At 75.1% G+C, this 19,893-nt stretch carries 9 protein-coding genes; 6 read left to right on the top strand and 3 right to left on the bottom strand.

Annotation, left to right across the window (positions count from 1 at the left end):
- The first annotated feature begins 125 nt into the window (after positions 1-125).
- Genes NUM_RS00525 through NUM_RS00510 form a run of 4 tightly spaced genes read left to right on the top strand, consistent with a single transcriptional unit; the run spans position 126 to position 13,611 of the window.
- On the top strand, positions 126-1,565 hold the full coding sequence (locus tag NUM_RS00525) for a beta-ketoacyl [acyl carrier protein] synthase domain-containing protein (RefSeq protein ID WP_207122475.1): 1,440 nt from the start codon (positions 126-128) through the stop codon (positions 1,563-1,565).
- A complete protein-coding gene (locus tag NUM_RS00520; RefSeq protein WP_207122474.1) occupies positions 1,555-7,056 on the top strand; it encodes a type I polyketide synthase in 5,502 nt (1,833 codons plus the stop codon). The genes NUM_RS00525 and NUM_RS00520 overlap by 11 nt, the downstream gene beginning before the upstream one ends.
- Complete coding sequence (locus NUM_RS00515; RefSeq protein ID WP_207122473.1) at positions 7,053-10,262, top strand: thioesterase domain-containing protein; 3,210 nt, start codon at positions 7,053-7,055, stop codon at positions 10,260-10,262. Before NUM_RS00520 ends, NUM_RS00515 begins: the two co-directional genes overlap by 4 nt.
- Positions 10,255-13,611, top strand: a complete 3,357-nt coding sequence (locus tag NUM_RS00510) for a non-ribosomal peptide synthetase (RefSeq protein ID WP_207122472.1) — start codon at positions 10,255-10,257, stop codon at positions 13,609-13,611. The genes NUM_RS00515 and NUM_RS00510 overlap by 8 nt, the downstream gene beginning before the upstream one ends.
- A gap of 25 nt (positions 13,612-13,636) precedes the next feature.
- On the opposite strand, the gene NUM_RS00505 is transcribed toward NUM_RS00510, so the two are convergent.
- Positions 13,637-14,761, bottom strand: coding sequence for a phospholipase D-like domain-containing protein (locus NUM_RS00505; RefSeq protein ID WP_207122471.1), 1,125 nt, complete (start codon positions 14,759-14,761; stop codon positions 13,637-13,639).
- A 106-nt stretch (positions 14,762-14,867) separates the two neighbouring features.
- A complete protein-coding gene (locus NUM_RS00500; RefSeq protein WP_207122470.1) occupies positions 14,868-15,398 on the bottom strand; it encodes an NlpC/P60 family protein in 531 nt (176 codons plus the stop codon).
- Positions 15,399-15,588: 190 nt separating this feature from the next.
- Here NUM_RS00500 and NUM_RS00495 point away from each other — a divergent pair, with 190 nt between their 5' ends.
- The gene (locus tag NUM_RS00495; protein WP_207122469.1) at positions 15,589-16,128 is read left to right on the top strand and encodes a hypothetical protein; all 540 of its coding nucleotides are present in this window, start codon (positions 15,589-15,591) and stop codon (positions 16,126-16,128) included.
- A 348-nt stretch (positions 16,129-16,476) separates the two neighbouring features.
- Here NUM_RS00495 and NUM_RS00490 read toward each other — a convergent pair whose 3' ends face one another.
- Positions 16,477-19,494 (bottom strand): AfsR/SARP family transcriptional regulator, encoded by a 3,018-nt coding sequence (locus tag NUM_RS00490; protein ID WP_207122468.1) that lies wholly within the window; start codon positions 19,492-19,494, stop codon positions 16,477-16,479.
- A gap of 208 nt (positions 19,495-19,702) precedes the next feature.
- Here NUM_RS00490 and NUM_RS00485 point away from each other — a divergent pair.
- A partial coding sequence (locus tag NUM_RS00485; RefSeq protein WP_207122467.1) for a helix-turn-helix domain-containing protein occupies positions 19,703-19,893 on the top strand: 191 nt, incomplete at its 3' end.

Genomic DNA, 19,893 nt, shown 5'->3' with positions numbered 1-19,893 from the left:
CGGACCGTGGTTGCCACGCGCCGAGCCCCGTCGTGCGTCTGCCGCAGTAGGCGTGAGCGTCGACGAGCGAACCAGGGGCACGGCGTGTCCTGCCTCGTCGGGCCTCCGGCGAAGGAGCGTGGCCGATGAGCGACGACGGGATCGCGATCGTCGGCATGGCGGCCCGGCTGCCCGGCGCCGCCGACGTCGCGGCGTACTGGGACAACCTGTGCGCCGGCATCGACACCATGCACCGGTACTCCGCCGCCGAGCTGCGCGCCGCCGGGGTCGGCGACGACCTGCTGGCCGACCCGCGGTACGTGCCGGCCGGCGGTTACCTGCCCGGCATCGAGGACTTCGACGCCGAGTTCTTCGGCTACACCCCGGCCGAGGCGGCGGAGATCGACCCGCAGCACCGGCTGTTCCTGGAGGTGGCCTGGCACGCGCTGCAGGACGCCGGCGAGCAGCCGGGGCGGCTCGACGGGCCGGTCGGGGTGTTCACCGGCACCTCGGTCAACCGGTACTTCCTGCGGCACCTGTACCGGCCGGAGCTGCTGGGCGCGGCGGACGAGCCGATGCCGCCCGGCCACGCGCCGGACTACCTGCCGCTGCGCACCGCGTACAAGCTGGGGTTGACCGGGCCGGCCGTGGCGACGCAGGCGGCGTGCGCGTCGTCGCTGGTCGCGGTCTGCCTGGCGGCGCAGAGCCTGCTCGACTTCCGGTGCGATCTGGCGATCGCGGGCGGATCGTCGGTGGCGGCGACCACGCCGTCGGGCTACCTGGCCCGCGCCGGGCTGTCGCCGGACGGCACGATCCGCGCGTTCGACGCCAAGGCGCAGGGCACCCGGTACGCCAGCGGCGCCGCCGGCGTGGTCCTCAAGCGCTGCGAGGACGTCACCGACGACCGGGTGTACGCGGTGCTGCGCGGCTGGGCGGTCAGCAACGACGGCGCGCGCCGCGGCGGCTTCGCGGTACCGGGGGTGGCCGGGCTGGCCGACGCGGTCGCCGAGGCGCTGGCCACCGCGGACCTGTTGCCGGCGGACATCGGGTACGTCGAGGCGCACGGCAGCGGCACCCCGCTGGGCGACGCGATCGAGGTTCGGGCGCTCGGCTCGGTGTTCGCCGGCGCAGCGCGGACCTGCCTGCTCGGCTCGGTCAAGCCGAGCATCGGCAACCTGGACGCGGCCGCCGGCGTGGCCGGGCTGATCAAGGCCGCGCTGGCGGTACGCGACGGGGTCGTGCCGGCGAGCCTGCACTTCGACGCGCCGCACCCGGACGTCGACCTGTCCGCCGGCCGGTTCGAGATCGCCGCCGACACCCGGGAGTGGCCGACGCCCGGCCCGCGGTACGCCGGGGTCAGCGCGATCGGGCTGGGCGGCACCACCGCACACGTGGTGCTGGGCGAGCCGGCACCGGCCGGCACGCCGCGCCGCGCGCCGCTGCCGCCACAGCAGTTCCACCGCCAGCGGCACTGGATCGAACCGGTACGGCGGCAGCGGGATCGAACCGCCGCCGGGGACGACACGCAACGGGATCGAGCGGCAACGGGGACCGAGCCGAGATCGGAGGTCGACGATGACCGATGACAACGTCGAACGCATCGCGCTGGTGGGCCTGGCCTGCCGGGTGCCGGGTGCCCGGGACGCCGGCCAGTTCTGGTCGAACCTGGTCGACGGCGTCGAGTCGATCCGGTTCTCCAACCGGGACGAGCAGCTGAAACTGGGGCTGCCGGTCGAGATGGTCGACCATCCCGACTTCGTCGCCGCCGCGCCGGTGATCGACGACATCGAGTACTTCGATCCCGGCCTGTTCGGGATGAGCCGCCGCGAGGCGGACGTCGCCGACCCGCAGCACCGGCTGTTCCTGGAGCTGTCGCACACCGCGCTGCAGGACGCCGGGTACGACCCGGCGCGCTACGACGGGCTGGTCGGCGTCTACGCCGGTACCGGTGCCACCGACTACCTGTGGAAGAACGTCCGGGCCAACCCGCGGTTGGCCGACTCGGCCGGCAACCTCGCCGTCAACATCGGCAACAACCCCGACTACGTCGCCACCCTGGTCTCGTACAAGCTGAACCTGCGCGGGCCGAGCTTCACCCTGCACACCGCCTGCTCCACCTCGATGGTGGCGATCCATCTGGCGTGCGAGGCGCTGCGTAACGGCGAGTGCGACATGGCGCTGGCCGGCGGGGTGTGCATCGAGCTGCCGCACGGCGGCGGCTACATCGCGCAGGACGGCGGGATCACCGCGCCGGACGGGCACTGCCGGCCGTTCGACGCCCGCGGCGCCGGCACCCTGTGGGGCAGCGGCGGCGGGGTGATCGTGCTCAAGCGGCTGTCCGACGCGCTGGCCGACGGCGACGACGTGCGTGCGGTGATCCTGGGCAACGCGATCAACAACGACGGCGCGGCCAAGGTCGGTTTCTCGGCGCCCAGCGTCGATGGGCAGACCGACGTGGTCGCGCAGGCGCTCGCGATGGCCGACATCGACCCGCGCACCGTGTCCTATGTGGAGGCACACGGCACCGCGACCGCGCTCGGTGATCCGATCGAGGTGGCGGCGCTGTCCGCCGCGTACGGCGCGCAGGCCGACGACACCGGCTGGTGCGCCCTGGGCTCGGTCAAGTCGAACATCGGCCACCTGTCCCAGGGCGCCGGGGTCGCCGCGGTGATCAAGACGGTACTTGCGTTGCAGCACAAGCTGATCCCGGCGAGCATCAACTACGAGACGCCGAACCCGGCGATCGACTTCGCGACCAGCCCGTTCTACGTCAACGCGGTGCTGTCCGGCTGGCAGCCCGGCGACGGGCCGCGCCGCGCCGGGGTCAGCTCGTTCGGCATCGGCGGTACCAACGCGCACGTGGTGCTGGAGGAGGCGCCTGCGCAGGCCGACCCGAGGCCAGCGGCGCCGGAGCGGGTCGAGCTGATCCAGCTGTCGGCCCGGTCGGAGGCGGCGCTGGCGACCGTGGTCGACCAGCTGTCCAGCCGGCTGACCGAGGCGCCGGACACGCCGCTGGCCGACGTCGCGTACACGCTGCGGGTCGGCCGCGAACCGCACCCGTACCGCACCGTTGTGGTCGCCGAGGACGCCGCCGGCGCGGTGCGGGCGCTGGCCGATCGCAAGCGGCACACCGATCACGTCGGCAAGTCTGCGCCGCAGGTGGCGTTCCTGTTCTCCGGCCAGGGCGCGCAGTACGCCGGAATGGCCGCGCAGCTGCGCGCCACCGAGCCGGTGTTCGCCGCCGCGGTGGCCGAGTGCGCCGCGGTACTGGGCGCCGACCCGCTCGCCGCCGACGCCGAGACGCTGCAGCAGACCCGGCACGCGCAGCCGGCGCTGTTCACCGTCGAGTACGCGCTGGCGAGGCTCTGGGAGTCCTGGGGTGTCACGCCCGCGGCGATGATCGGCCACTCCATCGGCGAGTACGTGGCGGCGACCCTGGCCGGCGTGTTCGCGCCGGCCGACGCGCTGCGGCTGGTCGCCGCCCGCGGCCGGCTGATGCAGTCGGTGTCGCCGGGTTCGATGCTCGCCGTGCAGCTGTCCGCCGACGAGGTGGCCGCGGCGCTGCCGGCGGGGCTGGACATCGCCGCGGTGAACGGGCCGCGCACCTGCGTGGTGTCCGGGCCGACCGAGCTGATCGACGCCTACGCCGAGTCGCTGACCGGGCAGGGCATCGGCCGCCGGCGGCTGCGCACCTCGCACGCGTTCCACTCCGCCTCGATGGAGCCGGTACTGGCCGAGTTCACCGAGCTGGTGGCCGCGGTCGAACGGCACGCGCCGCAGCGCCGGTACCTGTCCAACCGCACCGGCGACTGGATCACCGCCGAGCAGGCCACCGACCCGGCGTACTGGGCGGCGCACCTGCGCGAGCCGGTCCGGTTCGGCGACTGCGTGGCCCGGCTGCGGGCCGACGGCGACTGGCTCGCGGTCGAGTGCGGGCCGGGCAGCCAGCTGGTCGGGCTGGCCCGGATGCAGACCCCGCGCGAGGCCCGGCTGCCGGTCCCGAGCCTGCCCGGCCCGGACGCCCGGCAGGGCGACCTCGCCACCCTCTACGCGGCGGCCGGCCGGCTCTGGGCGGCCGGCGTCGAACTGCCCGGGTTCGGCACGCCGGGGCGGCGGATCCCGCTGCCGACCTACCCGTACGAGCGCAGCTACCACTGGGTCGACCCGGCGCCGTCGGCCGCGCCGGCGCCCGTCCCGCCGGCGCCGGTGGACCGCGGCATGGCGCAGTGGTGCAGCGTCCCGGTGTGGCGGCAGCTGCCGCCCGCGGTCGACGCGCCGGCCGCGCCGCGCTGCCTGCTGCTGGCCGCCGGCGAGTCCGGCGACGCGCTCGCCGGCGCGCTCGGCCCGGACACCGTTCGGGCGCCGGTGCTGGATCCGGCCGATCGCGCCGGCCTCGCCGCGCTGCTCGCCGAGCTGGCGGCCGGTTCCGGTGTCCCGCAACGGATCGTGCACGCCTGGACGCTGTCCCCGGACGCTGGCGTGGACGAGGCGGTGCACAGCGTCGTCGCGCTCGGCCAGGCGCTCGCCGAGGCGGCGCTGCCCGGCCCGGTGCACCTGGACGTGGTCACCGCCGGTACCCGCGCGGTGCTGGGCGACGACGTGACCGACCCGCTCGCGGCCGGTACCGCGGCGGCCGCCTGGTCGCTGCCGACCGAGCTGCCCGGCGTCGTCACCGTCCGGCACGTCGACGCGGCGCACCCGTCGGACGTCGCCGCGATCGCCGCCGAGCTGCGGGTACCGCCGTCCGGCGAGTACGCGCAGACGGTGGCGCTGCGCCGCGGCCGGCGCTGGGCGCCCGAGTTCGAGCCGGTGCCGCTGCCGGCGCGCACCGACCAGCTGCCCGACGGCGGCGTGTACCTGATCACCGGCGGTACCGGCGGGATCGGCGGCACCGTCGCCGCGGACCTGGCCCGCCGCTGCCGGGCCCGGATCGTGCTGCTGGCCCGTACCCCGCTGCCGCCGCGCGAGCAGTGGCCGGCGCTGGCCGGTGGTACCGACCGGGTCGGGCGCACCATCGCCGCGATCGAGCGGATCGAGGCCGCCGGCGGGCAGGTGCTGCCGGTCGCCGCCGACGTCACCGACGTGGCTGCGCTGCGGGCGGTGCGCGAGCGGATCCTCGACCAGTACGGCCGGCTGGACGGCATCGTGCACGCCGCCGGCGTGCCCGGCGGTGGGCTGATCGCGATGAAGACCCGCGAGGCGGTCGACGCGGTCCTGGCGCCCAAGATCGCCGGCACCCGGGCGCTGGCCGAGGTGTTCGGCGCGGACGAGCTGAGTTTCGTGGCGCTGTGCGGGTCGGTGACCGGTGTGGTCGGTGGGCTCGGTCAGGTCGACTACGCGGCGGCCAACGCCTACCTCGACGCGGTGGCCCAGCACGGCGGCGGTTTCGGCTGCCCGGTGCTCAGCGTCGACTGGGGCGCCTGGAGCGAGGTCGGCATGGCCGTGGAGACCGCGCGCCCGGCCGCCCTCGGCGGCCCCGGCACCGCGGCAACCGAAGCCGGCACCGCAGCAACGGGAGCCGGCACCGCGGCAACCGGAGCCGGCACCGCGGCAACCGGAGCCGGCACCGGCGCCAGAGCAACCGAAGGCGGCTCCGGCATCGCAGCGAGCGGGGGCGGCTCCGCCGCGGCCGGTTCGGGCGGCGCGGCGGTCACGGTGACGCATCCGGTACTGACCGAACGGGTCGACGACGGCACGAGCCGGGTGGTGCGCGGGCGGTTCGGGCCCGGCAGCCACTGGGTGCTGGGCGAGCACCGGATCGCCGGCGTGCCGGTGCTGCCCGGCACTGGGCACCTGGAGCTGGCCCGGGCCGCGTTCGCCGCGGCGGTACCGGCGCCCGACGAGCAGGCCGTGGTGGAGCTGCGCGACGTGGCGTTCGTGGCGCCGCTGGCGGTGCCGGACGGTACCGACACGACGGTGACGGTCCGGCTGACGCCCGGCGACGACGGGTACGACGTGCAGATCGTCACCGGCGCCACCACGCACGTGCGCGGGACCGCCGCGTGGGTGCGGTTCGCCGCGCCGGCGCCGGTCGCGCTGCCGCCGCTGCGCGAGCGGCTGGGAGCCGGTACCGAGGTGACGAGCCACCGGTCCCGGTCCGGGCTGGTCGAGTTCGGCGGCCGGTGGCAGAACCTGCGCACCACCCACCGCGGCCCCGGCGAGGTGCTGGCCCGGCTGGTCGCGCCGGCCGAGGTGGCGGCCGAGCTGGCCGACTGGCCGTTGCATCCGGCGCTGCTGGACGAGGCGACCAGCCTGCTCGATGTCGACGGCGGATCGTTCCTGCCCCTCGGGTACGGCCGGATCACCGTGCACGCGCCGCTGCCCCCGCGGCTGTGGGCGCACCTGGTCGGGCAGCCCGGCGACGAGATCACCACCGCCGACATCCAGCTGGTCGACGACGACGGCCGGGTGCTGGTCGACATCGCCGACTTCATGCTGCGCCGGGTCGACCCGACCGCGATGGCCACCGCCGTCCGCGCCACCCCGACCGCATCCGCCGCGCCGACCGCTTCCCCCGCGCCGACCGCCGCGCCGGCCGTGGGCGCGTCGGCCGGCGGTGTGGTCGCGGACGTCGCCGGGCCCGGCGGTACCGGTGGGGGAGGCTCGGCGGGCGGGATCGCGCCGGCCGACGGGGCCGAGGTGCTGTGGCGGCTGCTCGCCGGTGGGCTCGGGCCGCAGGTCGCGGTGTCGGTACGGCCGATGGACGAGCAGTTCGTGGCGGCCGCGGCGACCATCGAGACGCTCACCGGCCCGGTCGCCGACGATGCCGCCGAAGCGCTCGGCGACGGAGCGGCACCCGGTACCGAGCTGGAGGCGCAGCTGGCGGGGATCTGGGCCGACGTGCTCGGCGTGCCGGTGGTCGGCCGCGACGACGACTTCTTCGACCTGGGCGGCAACTCGCTGGTCGCGGTGCAGCTGATCGGCAAGGTACGCACCGCGACCGGGGTGAAGCTGCCGATGCGCAGCCTGTTCGAGACGACGACCGTGGCCGGCATGGCCGAGCTGGTCGAGCAGCGCCGCGACACCGCCGCCGCGGCGCCCGCCCCGGCGATCCCGCGCCTGGCCCGGCCGCGATGACCGGGACGGGCGGCCCGGCGGACGGCTGGTTCCCGCGACCGGTGCGCCGCGCCGACGCCACCTGGCAGCTGTACTGCCTGCCCTACGCCGGCGCCGGTGCCAGTGTCTTCCGCCGCTGGCCGGCCGCGTTCGGCGCCGAGGTGGAGGTGGTGCCGGTCAAGCTCCCCGGCCGGGAGGGCCGGTACGGCGAGCCGCTGGAGCTGGATCCGGTCGCGATGGCGGACGCGATCGTGGCCGACGCCGGCCCGCGGTTCGCGCTGTACGGGCACTCGCTGGGCGCCCGGCTGGGCTACGAGGTGGCCCGGGTACTGGCCGAGCGGGGTGACCGGTTGCCGGAGCGGCTGTTCGCGGCCGCCGCCCGGCCGCCGGACGAGCGCGGCGACGGGCCGCTGGACAACATCGCCGGGCTGCCCCGCGACCGGCTGGTGGCCCGGGTCGTCGCGGCCGGCGGGATGCCCACCGAGCTGCTCGACGCACCGGACCTGATCGACCTGCTGCTGCCGGTGCTGCGGGCCGACCTGGCCTGGCTGGAGGTGTACCGGTACGAGCCGCGGGCGCCGCTGCCGGTCCCGGTGACCACGTTCGCCGGTGAGTCCGACGTGGCCGTACCGCTGGGGCAGCTGGCCGGCTGGCAGCGGCACACCGACACCGAGGTCCGGGCGCACCGGTTGCCCGGTGGCCACTTCTTCCTGCACGACACGCTCGACCGGCTCGCCGCGCTGATCCGGGCCGACCTGCACACCGACCGTGCCGCGAGCCCGGCGCCGTCCCCACCCGACACGGCCCCGCCCCGCACACCTTCGTTCGCCACGGCCCCGTCCAGGGCGGTCCGGTCCGGCGCGGCTTCGGCTGGCGCTGTGGCGTTTCCCGGCGCGCCGGGCCCGGGTGCGGCGTCGGCGGCGCATCGCGTTCCGCTGGGGGAGACCGGCTGGTCGGTGTGGCGGGACGCGCTGCTGCGCGGCACCGGCTTCCCGGCGGCGGGGCTGAACCGGTTCGCCGCGCCGGAGCTCGCCGTGACCGCCGACGCGCTCGGTAAGGTCGATCCGCAGCAGGCGGTCACCGACGCCGGTTTCGTTGCCGCGTACCAGGATGCGGTGGAACGCGGCTCGCGGGTGGCGGCCGAGCTGGCGGCGGATCCGTTGCTGCGCGAGGCGGTCGGCTGGCAGAACCGCAACGCGCTGACCGGCCTGGACCACCTGCTGCCCGGCCGCGGTACCGGACGCCCGTCGAAGCGGCGGGAGCGGGAGACCGCGCTGATCCGCTACTGGCAGCGGTACTGCGGGAAGAACGACACGATCGGCTTCTTCGGCCCGACCTGTTGGGTCACCGTCGATCCCGACCTCGCCGAGGTGGCCACCGTCAAGCCGGGCCGCGGGTTGACCCGCCGCCGCCGGGTGCACTACGAGACCTGGGCCCTCGACGCGTACGCGCAGCGGCTGGCCGACGATCCGGCCACCCGGCGCTGGCTGCCGGTGGTCGTCTCGCCGGAGATCCACCAGGACGGGCGGCTCGCGTACCGGCCGGCGCAACCGCCGGTGCCGCTGTCCGCGGCGGCCGCGGCGGCGCTGTCGGCCGCCGACGGCCGGCCCGCCGTCGAGCTGGTGGCCGAGCTGTCGACCGCGCCGGAGCTGGGCCTGCGCCGGGACGAGGACGGGTACCTGCTGCTCGACGGCCTGGCCCGGCAGGGGTTGCTGCGCTGGGGTGCCGACCTGCCGCTGCATCCGGACGCCGAGCGCGTGCTGCGGCAACGGATCGCGGCGATCGGCACCGAACCGGAACGGACCGCCGCGCAGCGCGGGCTGGACCGGCTCGACGCAGCCCGCGACGCGGTTGCCGCCGCGGCCGGCGACCCGGACGCGCTGCGCGACGCGCTCGGTGTGCTCGCCGAGACGTTCGAGGCGGTGACCGGGCAGGAGGCGCAGCGCCGGGCCGGGCAGACCTACGCCGGCCGGTCGCTGTGCTACGAGGACACCGACCGCGACCTGACCGTGGTGTTCGGCCGCCCGCTGCTCGACGAGCTGGCCGGCCCGCTGGACATCCTGCTGCGGGCGGCACGCTGGCTCACCGTGGCGCTGGCCGACGCGTACGGGCAGGCGCTGCACGAGCTGTACCGGGAGCTGGCCGCCGAGCCGGGCCCGGTGCGGCTGTCGGACCTGTGGTACCTGGCGCAGGGGCCGCTGTGGGGCGGCGGGGACCGGCCGGTCGACGCGGTCGCGGCGCAGTTCGCGGCGCGCTGGGCCGGCCTGTTCGGCGCCACCGGCGACGGCCCGGTACGGCGCCGCGCGGCGGAACTCGCGCCCGCGGTGGCGGCGGCGTTCCCCGCCGACGCCCCGGGCTGGTCGGCCGGCTTCGTGCACAGCCCGGACCTGCAGATCTGCGCGACCGACGTGGCCGCACTGCGGCGCGGCGACTACCAGGTCGTGCTGGGCGAGATGCACGTCGCCTGGCCGACGTTCGACTGCGCGGTGTTCACCGAGTGGCACCGGGACGCCGACGCGCTGCGTGCCGCGCTCGCCGCCGATCTCGGGCCGGGCCGGGTGCGGCTGCTGTACCCGCCGGACTGGCCGCGGCACACCGGCCGGGTCGCGCACAGCCTCGCCGACGCCGACGACGTGCACCTGGGCGTCGCGCCGGGCCCGGTCGCCGCGACCGCCGGGCACGTACCCGCGAGCGGCATGCTGGTCACCGAGACCGATGGCGCGCTGGTCGCCACCGACCCGTCCGGCCGGCAGCGGCCGCTGGTGGAGGTGTTCTCGGCGCTGCTGGCGATGCACGCGGTGGACGGGTTCAAACTGCTCGCACCGGCCGAGCACACCGCCCGGCTGTCCATCGACCGGCTGGTGGTCAGCCGGGAGACCTGGCGTACCACGGTGGATCGCAGCGGCCTCGCCGCCGCCCGCGGCGACGCGGCGCGCTACCTCGCGGTACGGCGGTGGCGCGCCGAGCTGGGACTGCCGGAACGGGTGTACGTCAAGGTCGACACCGAGATCAAGCCGTTCTTCGTCGACCTGACCAGCCCGCAGTACGCGGTGGCGCTGTGCAACGCGGCCCGTGGGGCGCGCACCCGCGCCGGCCGGGACGTACCGGTGACGGTCACCGAGATGCTGCCCACCCCCGACGAGTGCTGGGTGCCCGACGCCGCCGGCCAGCGGTACTTCAGCGAGCTGCGGCTGCAGATCACCGACGCGGAGGCGACAGATGGCTGATGAGAGCCTGTTCGCGCTGGTCCTGGCGCAGGCGCGGGCCACACCCGCGGCGGTCGCGGTACGGCAGTGGGACCGGGCGGAGAGCTACGCGTCGCTGCTCGGCCGCGCCGGCGCGCTCGCGGCGACGCTGCCGGCCGGCGGTACCGGGCTGATCGGGGTGTGCACCGAGCGCAGCGTCGAGATGGTCGTCGCGGTGCTCGGCGTGCTGGGTTCCGGTGCCGGCTACCTGCCGCTGGACCCGGCGCATCCGCGGGATCGGTTGCGGCACCTGCTGACCGAGTCGCGGGTGGACGCGATCGTGGTCGACGCGGCCGGCCGGGCGGCGCTGGGCCCCGTCGACGTACCGCTGGTGGAAGTCCCGGCCACGCCGCTGCCGCTGGCCGTCGTGCCGGCCGGGCCGCCCGGGCGGGACCGCCTCGCCTACGTCGCCTACACCTCCGGCTCCACCGGTACCCCGAAGGGTGTGCTGGTCAGCCAGCGCAGCGTGCTGGAGTTCGTCGACGCGTGCCGGGCGCTGACCGGCGCCACCGCCGCCGACCGGCTGCTCGGCCTCACCTCGCTGAGCTGGGACGCCTCGGTGATGGACCTGTTCCTGACGCTGACCACCGGCGCCACCGTCGCGCTGGTCGGACACCGGGACCGGATCGACCCGGCCCGGCTGGTCGCCTTCGCGGCCGCACACGAGACCACCTGGTGCGTGTGCACCCCGCCGGTACTGGCGCTGCTCGACCCGGTGGCGCTGCCGACGCTGCGCACGATCGTGGTCGGCGGCGAGGCGCTCCCGCCGCGGCTGGTGCAACGCTGGCGCGACCGGCACCTGTTCAACGTGTACGGGCCGACCGAGACCACCGTGTTCGTGCTGGCCGCCGACCTGCACGGAGCCCCGGACGGGGAACCGCCGATCGGGGCGCCGGTGGGGGCGCACGCGGCGTACCTGGTCGACGAGGCGCTCCGGCCGGTCCCGGACGGCGAGCTCGGTGAGCTGCTGATCGGCGGCCCCGGCGTGGCGTACGGGTATCTCGACGCGCCGCGGCTGACCGCCGCCCGGTTCGTCCCGGACGCGCTGTCCGGCCGGCCCGGCGAGCGGCTGTACCGCACCGGTGACCTGGCCCGGCGGCGTCCGGACGGCCAGCTGGAGTTCCTCGGCCGCCGCGACGGCCAGGTGAAGATCCGCGGGCAGCGGGTCGAGACCGGCGAGATCGAGGCGGTACTGCAGGCGCATCCGGACGTGACCCAGGCCGCGGTGCTCGCCCTGCCCGGCCCCATCGGCCCCGAACTGGTCGCCTACCTCGCCCCCGCGACCGCCCCCGCCGACGACGAACTCGTCGCGCACGCCGCCCGGCGGCTGACCGACGCGATGGTGCCCCGCCGGTACGTGCGGCTCGACTCGCTGCCGTTCACCGTGGTCGGCAAGGTGGACCGGGATGCGCTCGCGGCGCTGGCGCCGCTCGGCCCGGGGCCGACCCCGACCGATCCGGTCGCCGCCGCCTGGTCCCGGGTGCTGGGCGGCAGTCCCGGCCCGGACGACGACTTCTTCGCCCACGGCGGCCACTCGCTCGCCGCCATGCGGCTGGTCGCCGAGCTGCGCGACCTGTTCGCCCGCGACGTCACCGTCGAGGACGTGTTCACCGGCCGCACCCCGGCCGGCATCGCCGCCCGGGTCGCCGCCGCCGGGCCGCTGACCGGTCCGGAACCGACCACCGGCAACCCGCCCACGCTGTCGCCGTCGCAGCGCCGGCTGTGGTTCGTCGACCAGCTCGCCCCCGACTCCGCCGCCTACAACATCGCCTTCGCGGAACGCATCCGCGGCCCGCTGGACGTACCGGCGCTGGCCGCGGCGCTGCGCCGGGTCGCCGACCGGCACGACGTGCTGTGCTGGCGCATCGAGCAGCACGACGGCGTGCCGCGGCCGGTGTGCGACCCCAGCGGGGACGTGCCGCTGCCGGTCACCGACGTCACCGAGGCCGACCTGGCGGCCGCGCTGCGCGACCGCGCCGGTACCGTCGTCGACCTCGCCGCCGGCCCCGCCTGGCGGGCCGAACTGTTGCGGTTGGGACCGACCGAGCACGTGCTGTGCCTGGTGCTGCACCACGCCGTCGCGGACGGCTGGTCCCAGTCGGTGCTGTACCGGGAGATCGCCGCCGGGTACGCCGGCGCCGAGGTGCCGCCGCTGCCGGCCAGCTACGCCGACTACGCCGCCTGGCGCGCCGACCGGGACGCCGAGCGCGGCAAGGCCGATCTGGCCTGGTGGACCGAACACCTGGCCGGCGCCCCGACCGCACTTGACCTGCCCCGCGACCGACCGCGCCCGCCGGTACAGACCTACGCCGGCGCGGTGCTCGCCGCGCCGCTGCCGCCCGCGGCCGACGCCGACGTACGGGCCGCCGCCGCGCGGCACGGCGCCACCCCGTCGGTGGTGGTCCTCGCCGCGATCGGGGTGGCGCTGGGCCGGTTGACCGGCCGCACCGACCACGTCGTCGGCGCCGTCGTCGCCGACCGCCGGCGCACCGCGTTCACCGACCTGGTCGGGTTCTTCGTCGACATCGTGCCGCTGCGGCTGCGCGGCGACACCGGCGGCAGCTTCGCCGACGACATCCGGTACTGCCTGGGCGAGGTGCTCGCCGCCGAGGCGCACCCGGGCGCCCCGCTGGAGGAGATCGTCGCCGCGCTCGGGGTGGCGCGTGAGGCGTCCCGCGCCCCGCTGGTGCAGGTGCTGTTCAACGTGTTCAACTTCGCCGAGCCGCGGCTGGAGCTGCCCGGCCTGGACGTCACCCGGGTGCCGCTGCCGGTGCCCGGCTCGCCGTTCGACCTCACCCTGTACCTGACCGAGCGCGACGGCCGGTTCGTGCTGGAGGCCGCCTACAACACCGACCTGTACCGGCCGGAGCGGATGCGGGCGCTGCTCGACGGCCTGGTGCAGCTGATCGGCGTGCTGGCCGCGGCGCCGGAGGCGGCCACCGCCGCGGCGGGACCGCGGTTCGACACCACCGGCGTCACCGACGCGCCCGCGGCCGCCCCGGCCCGTACCGGAGGATCGGTCGCGCCGGCCACCGACACCGAACGGCTGGTCGCCGAGGTGTGGCAGGCGCTGCTGGACCGGGCGGAGCTGGGCGCCACCGACAACTTCTTCGAACTCGGCGCGACGTCGATGGCGATGGTCGAGGCCAGCAGCCGGATCGCGGAGCGCATCGGCCGGCCGGTACCGGTGGTCGACCTGTTCCGGTTCCCCAACATCCGGGCGCTCGCCGAGCACCTGGACGGCTCCGCCGACACCTCCGCGCTCACCCGCGCCCGGCAACGCTCCGCGCTGCGCCGCCGCAACACCGCCCGCCGCCCCAACCCCCGCTGACCGGGGTTGGCGGCGGCGGAGCGGGTCAGGCGCCGGCGGCGATGCCGTAGATGTCCAGGAAGTGCCGGTGGAACTGGTCGTAGACGAAGGCGTCGTGCACCCGCAACAGCGCCTCGTCGTTGTGCCGCAACGAGTTCTCGTTCAGGTTGTGCGAGCCGGTGAACACCATCCGCTGCCAGTGCCCGGCGTACTTCGCGTCGATCAGGATGAACTTGTGGTGCAGCTTGAGGTGGCGTACTGCGGTGTCGGGCAGGTTGTAGCCGTCGGAGGTCGGTGCCTGCACCCAGTTCTCGTCGGCGGCCTGCTGGGTGACGACCTTGACCGTGCAGTGCAGCGTGTCGTGCAGGTACGCCAGCCGGTGCTTGACGCTCGCCCGCGCCGAGGTGAACTTGCTCTCCGCGACGTAGATCGTGGAGTCGCCGCTGCGGCAGTCGGTCACGTTGTTCAGCACGCCGAGCACGGGATCGCCGCTGCGGCGCGGGAACACGTACGCCTTGGTGCCGAGCGAGCCGGCGCCGTGCCGGTCGTCGTCGCTGGTCCAGCCGTGCCAGTCGTGATCGTGCAGCCGGTTCCAGTAGGCGAGGTAGTAGTCGTACAGCTTGGTGTCGCCGACGACGCGCACCATGTTGTTGTAGAGCTTGAGCTGCACACCGGTGTCGTTGAACGAGGTCTGCACGACCGACTTGGTGCCGCCGAGGTCGAACAGGAAGAACTTGTTGTGGTTGATGTGCGTGGACAGGCAGCTGCCGTGACCGGTGGTGCACCAGGTGATCGGCACCTTGCCGGCGTGCAGCGTGTCGTAGGCGGCCGAGCCCTTGATCTTGTCGTCGAGCACCAGTGACACGTGCACTCCGCGGTTCTTCGCCGCGACCATCTTCTTCGCCAGCGGGGTACGGGTCCACATGTACCAGGCGAGCCGGATGGTGTCGCCGTCGTGCGCCGAGTCGACCAGCTGCCCCAGCCGGTCCTCGATCACCGTCCCCTTGTCGTGCAACGGGTCGGTGAAGCAGACCTCGTAGTGCTTGCCGTCGCTGTGGCAGCCGGACAGGGTGGTCGCCCGCGCCGGCATCGCCGGTGCGGCAACGAACCCGAGCGCGGCTACCGCGGTCACGCCGAGACCGATCGCCCGGTGTAGCAGTGACTTCTTCATCGACTCACCTTCGTTCCGCCGCCCGCGTCGCCGCCGGCGGACACCGAGGTGCGACCGGCGGTGCCGAAGCACCGCCGGCCGCGCCGGATCGTCCTGTGTGGACGGTTCAGTCCTTGATCTTGTTGTAGCGGTAGGCCTTGAAGCCGCTGTACTTCGACAGCGGCGCGGAGTAGTGGTTCATGTCCTCGCTGGGGTTGGCCTCCTCGTACAGCCAGATCCTCGTGTGGGCCTTGTTCGCCCACTTCTCGAACAGCACGACGTGCGCCGCGCTGTCGAGGATGTCGCCCTTCTTGAGGTTCTTCTTGGCGATCTTGTGGGTGTACTTCGACGTCGACAGCGTGGTCGTGACCGGCGCGCTCATGCCGGTCGGCTTCAGCTTCCAGGCCATCGAGACGAAGCCGCTGCAGTCCCGGCGGTACGTCACCTTGCCCTTCGGCCCGGTCGCGGTGCCGCCCTGGCTGTACTGGATGTTGCGGTTCATCCAGTTGTGCGCGCGCAGCATGACCTCGTGCCGGGTGATCGGGTCGCCGGTGTGTGCCTGCGCCGGTGCGCTCGCGGCGATCGGCGCGGCGACGGCGGCCACGGCCAGCGCCGCGCCGGCCAGCAGCCGGCCGAACGTACGGGATGGACGCCTCACGGGGGTCTCCTTCGTTTCAGCGGATCGGTGCGGCAGACGCTAGGCGGCACACCTACTCGTCACCTACACGTTCGGCTGGCTCCGGGCCGGTGGTCGGCCTGTAGGTCACGTGTAGGTGGGGTGCCTAGCTTCGTCGCCAGCACGGCATCGGAGCCGTGGCACCGCCCCTCGATCTCGGGAGGAACCACCGATGACATCGATCCGTACCAGACGCCTCGCGGTACTCGCGGCCAGCGTGCCGGTGCTGGGCCTCGCCGGCCTGGCCACCGCGGTACCCGCGTCGGCGTCCGGCGCCGCGCACGTACCGGCGACCGCGGTGGCGCCGATGGCCTGCCACGTACCGGCCAAGGCGGACGACGCGGTACTGAAGAAGCTGCTGACGATCGGCCGCAGCCGGCACATCAACATCAAGGTGACGTTCGCCGAGTTCGAGACCGCCTGGGTGGAGTCGCACGCGAACAACCTGCCGTGCGGCGACGCCGACTCGGTCGGCGTGTTCCAGCAGCGGCCGAGTGCCGGCTGGGGCACCAAGAAGCAGTGCATGAACGTCAAGCACGCCACCAACGCCTTCCTGGACCGCGCGATCGCGGTCAACAAGGCGCATCCCGACTGGACCTCCGGGCACGTCTCCTGGTACGTGCAGCAGCCGGCGAAGCAGTACCGGCACCGGTACTCCGACTCGAAGGAGAAGGCGCGCAGCCTGATCCGCCGGGCCCGCAAACTGGTGTAGCCGGTCTCTCGTGCGCCCGGCGCGGCCGTCGAAGCACCACGGGTCTCGGGGCACCACGGGTCTCGGGGCACCCCGGGTCCCGGGACACCACGGGTCTCGGGGCACCACAGGTCTCGGGGCACCACGGGTCTCGGGGCACCCCGGGTCCCGGGGGCACCACGGCCGTCCGGGGGCACTGAGCATCACTGCCCGCCGGGTAGCACGGGCCTCGCGGCGTCCGGGCCGGCGCCGCGAGGTTCGCACCCCGCGCCTGACATCGATCCGGTCGGCAATCGAAGACCCGGTACCGGCGTGTCCACGGTGGACTGCCGGGGCGAGAAGGTGGTGGATCGGCGTGGTTGGGCCGGATCAGCGGTGCGGCAGGCGGGTGGCCTCGGTGTCGCCGGTGATCTGCCGGCGAAGTTCGAGCGCCTTCTCCCGTGAACTGGCGGCATCGCGGCTGCGGCGCTGGGCCGCGTAGACCTCGGCGAGGCCCTCCATCGCGGTGGCCTCGCCGCTGCGGTCGCCCAGCCGGCGGAACACCCCGAGCGCCCGGCCGAGCGAGCGGTGCGCGCGCCGTTCGTCCCCCGTGGTCAGCAGTACCCGGCCCATGGTCTGGATCGCGTACCCCGCGCAGTGCGTGTCGCCGAGCTGGTCGAAGATCTCGACGGCGGCGGTGAGCTGACGCAGCGCGGCGGTGGGCCGGCGCACGGTGAGGTTGAGCGCACCGATCTCGCGCAGCACGTTCGCCTCGCGGTGCCGGTCCCCGAGCCGCCGCGCGGTCTGCAGCGCCTGCTGGAACCGGTCGTGCGCCTGGTCGTACCGGCCGCGGTCGCGGTTGATCATGCCGAGGTTGTTGTGCACCTGGGCCTGCGCGTTCTCGTCGCCGAGCGCGACGAACCCCTCCAACGACCGGCGGAACCAGCGGGTCGCGTTGCCCCGCGGTACGGCGAGGCGTTCGACCGAGCCGAGCCCGGAGGCGGCGACCGCCGCGCCACGCACGTCGCCCAGCTCCCGGCTCAGCTGGTACGAGCGGAGCAGCAGCTCGCGCGCTTCGCCGTAGCGGTCCTGGTAGAGCAGGATCTGACCGAGGCCGCGCAGCAGCGCCGCCTCACCGTGCCGATTGCCGGCCCGACGCGCGGCGGCCAGCGCGGACCGGTGCGAGCGCCGCCACTCGTCGTACCGGTTGGAGTGGTCGAAGTAGGGGGTCAGCGCGACGGCGAGTTCCCAGGCAGGCTCGTGCAGGTCGGCCGCGGCGGCGACGTCGACCGCGTCGACCAGCGCGCCGAGCCGTTGGTCGAACCAGGCCAGCGGTGCGGTGCGCGGGGGCGTCGGCGCGCCCGGGGCGGAGCGGTCGGCGGTACCGGGTCGGGGCAGGAACACGCAGTGCGGCAGCGCGGTGGTCGCGTCCTCGGCACGGGCCAGCCAGCCGGCGCTGACGCGCCCGGCGACGCCGCGCCGCTCGTCCGGTGGCAGTTGGCCGGCCGCTTCGGTGGCGTGACAGTGCAGCAGTTCCGGCAGCCGGTAGCGCAGCTCGCCCGCGACCGGATCGGCGACCGGGCGCAGCAGGTTGGCCTCGACCAGCGCGTCCAGCGCGCGGTCGGACCGGGGCAGGTCGAACAGCGACCGCACCACCCAGTCCGGTTGGGTTTCGCTGGCGAACAGGCCCCAGCGGGTGACGGCGAGGACGGCGTCGTCCGGTAACCGCCGCAGGCTGGGCAGCAGCGCCTCGCGCACCGACCGGCCGTCGGCGTGCAGCTGGTCCAGCCGCCCCGGTCCGGGTGCCAGCAGCGCGGCGAACTGCGCGACGGACTGGTGCGGGTGCGCGGCGAGCCGGGCCCCGGCCAGCCGTACCGCGAGCGGCAGGTACCCGCAGGCGCGGGTGATGCGTCCGGCGGCCGCGGGGTCGTGCTCGATGCGTCCGTCCGGCACGATCCGGGCCAGCAGCGTCCGGGCGTCGTCGGGGGTCAGTGCCGGCACGCTGAGCAGGTGCGCGCCGGGCAACGTGGTCACCGTGCGCCGGCAGGTGACCAGCACCGCGGCGGTACCGGTGGCCGGCAGGAGCGGTTCGATCTGGTCGACGCCGGCGGCGTCGTCGAGCACCACCAGCACGCGCCGCCCGGCCAACAGCGACCGGTACTGCGCGGCCCGTTCGGCGGTGCGCCGGGGCAGCTGTGGCCGGGGTACGCCGAGAGCGCGGAGCAGTTCCCCGAGCACCTGGCCGGCGCCGCGCGGCCGGTCGGTGGAGCCGTGCAGCTGCGCGTACAGCTGGCCGTCGGGGAAGCGGTCGGTGACCCGGCTGCCGGCGCGGGCGGCGAGGGCGGTCTTGCCGACGCCGGCCATGCCGACCAGGCAGGCGACGGTCGGCGGCCCGGCGGGGTCCGGTCGCAGCAGCGCGTCGAGCCGGTCCAGTTCGACCTGGCGGCCGACGAAGTCGGCGGGGTAGGCGGGCAGCTGGTGCGGCACGGCCACCGGCGGTTCCGGCACCCCGGACGGCGGGTCCGCTGCCGCCGGCGCCGTGGCGGGGGACGGCGCGGCCGCTGCGGGCGTGGTGGCCGACACCGGTACGGGCTGCGCGGCGTCCGGCGCGTCCGGCGTGGCTGCCCCGGCTGGCGCCGGGGCGAGGTGGTCGGAGCCGGCGAGGATCGCACGGTGCGCCTCGACCAGCGCCGCGCCGGGTTCCACGCCGAGCTCGCCGACCAGCAGGTCGCGGGCCTGCCGGTAGGCGGCGAGCGCATCGGCGCGCCGGCCGGCCGCGGCCAGCGCGGTCATCAGGTGCAGCCACAGGCTCTCCCGGAACGGGTGGTCGGTGGCCAGCTCGCGCAGCTCACCGATGCCGGCACCGTGCTCGCCGAGCCGTACGTGCGCGACGGCGTGCTGTTCCCGGGCGTCGAGCCGCAGCTCGGTCAGCCGGCCCAGCGGCGCCGACCAGGCCGGTCGGGCCGGCAGATCGGCCAGCGGCGCGCCGCGCCAGAGCCGCAGTGCCTCGTCGAGCAGGTCGAGGGCGGGTCGCCAGCGGCCGGCGTGCCGATGCGCGGCGGCCTGGCGCAGCAGCGTCGCGAACACGGCGGCGTCCAGCTCGTCGTCGGCGACGTGCAGCTGGTACCCGTGCGGCGTGGTGCTGATCCGGGCCGGTTCCGGGCCGGGCGGCAGGCAGTGCCGCAACCCGGACAGGTACGTGTAGAGGTTGTCCCGGGCGGTGCGCGGCGGGTCGTCCGCCCACAGCGTCGCGGTCAGCTCGTCCGCGCTGACCACCCGGTTCGCGTGCAGCAGCAGGTGGGCGAGGACCATGCGGCGCTTGGCGCCGGGCACGGGCACGTCGACCCCGCCCGCCCGGACCCGTAGCGGCCCGAGCAGACCGAACGTCGTTCTCGGGGCTGGGGCCACGATCACTCTCCGGCGGTCCGTACGCGCGGAGCATCATGCTAGGAAGCGGGCGCAAACCGTGCCAAGTATGGCGTTCGTTCCGAATGGAACCACTAGATGTTGTGGTTCGTGAGGTTGTTGACACCGGCCTGGCGATGAGGGAGGGGTAGGTCCCGGCGGCAGGATGGAAGTGCGACCAACCGTCTCTGCCAGCAAGGACCTACCCCTCGTGACCCACGCTAACGCCCCACTCACACCGGCCGGAAGGCTGCGTCTGATCCAGCGGTGCGCCACCCGACCGCTGGCCCACGTTGCCGCGGAAGCCGGCGTGTCTCGCGCCTGCTTGACCAAGTGGAAACGCCGTTACCAGGCCGAAGGACCAGCCGGTCTACTCGACCGGCCCAGCGCACCCCACCGCCG

This window comes from Actinocatenispora comari (genome assembly GCF_017312725.1).
Lineage (GTDB): Bacteria > Actinomycetota > Actinomycetes > Mycobacteriales > Micromonosporaceae > Actinocatenispora > Actinocatenispora comari.
This window is presented reverse-complemented; position numbering and strand designations above follow the sequence as displayed.

Coding starts and splice junctions, on each gene's coding strand:
- NUM_RS00525 (WP_207122475.1), top strand. CDS start 126: ATGAGCGACGACGGGATCGCGATCGTCGGCATGGCGGCCCGGCTGCCC.
- NUM_RS00520 (WP_207122474.1), top strand. CDS start 1,555: ATGACCGATGACAACGTCGAACGCATCGCGCTGGTGGGCCTGGCCTGC.
- NUM_RS00515 (WP_207122473.1), top strand. CDS start 7,053: ATGACCGGGACGGGCGGCCCGGCGGACGGCTGGTTCCCGCGACCGGTG.
- NUM_RS00510 (WP_207122472.1), top strand. CDS start 10,255: ATGGCTGATGAGAGCCTGTTCGCGCTGGTCCTGGCGCAGGCGCGGGCC.
- NUM_RS00505 (WP_207122471.1), bottom strand. CDS start 14,761: ATGAAGAAGTCACTGCTACACCGGGCGATCGGTCTCGGCGTGACCGCG.
- NUM_RS00495 (WP_207122469.1), top strand. CDS start 15,589: ATGACATCGATCCGTACCAGACGCCTCGCGGTACTCGCGGCCAGCGTG.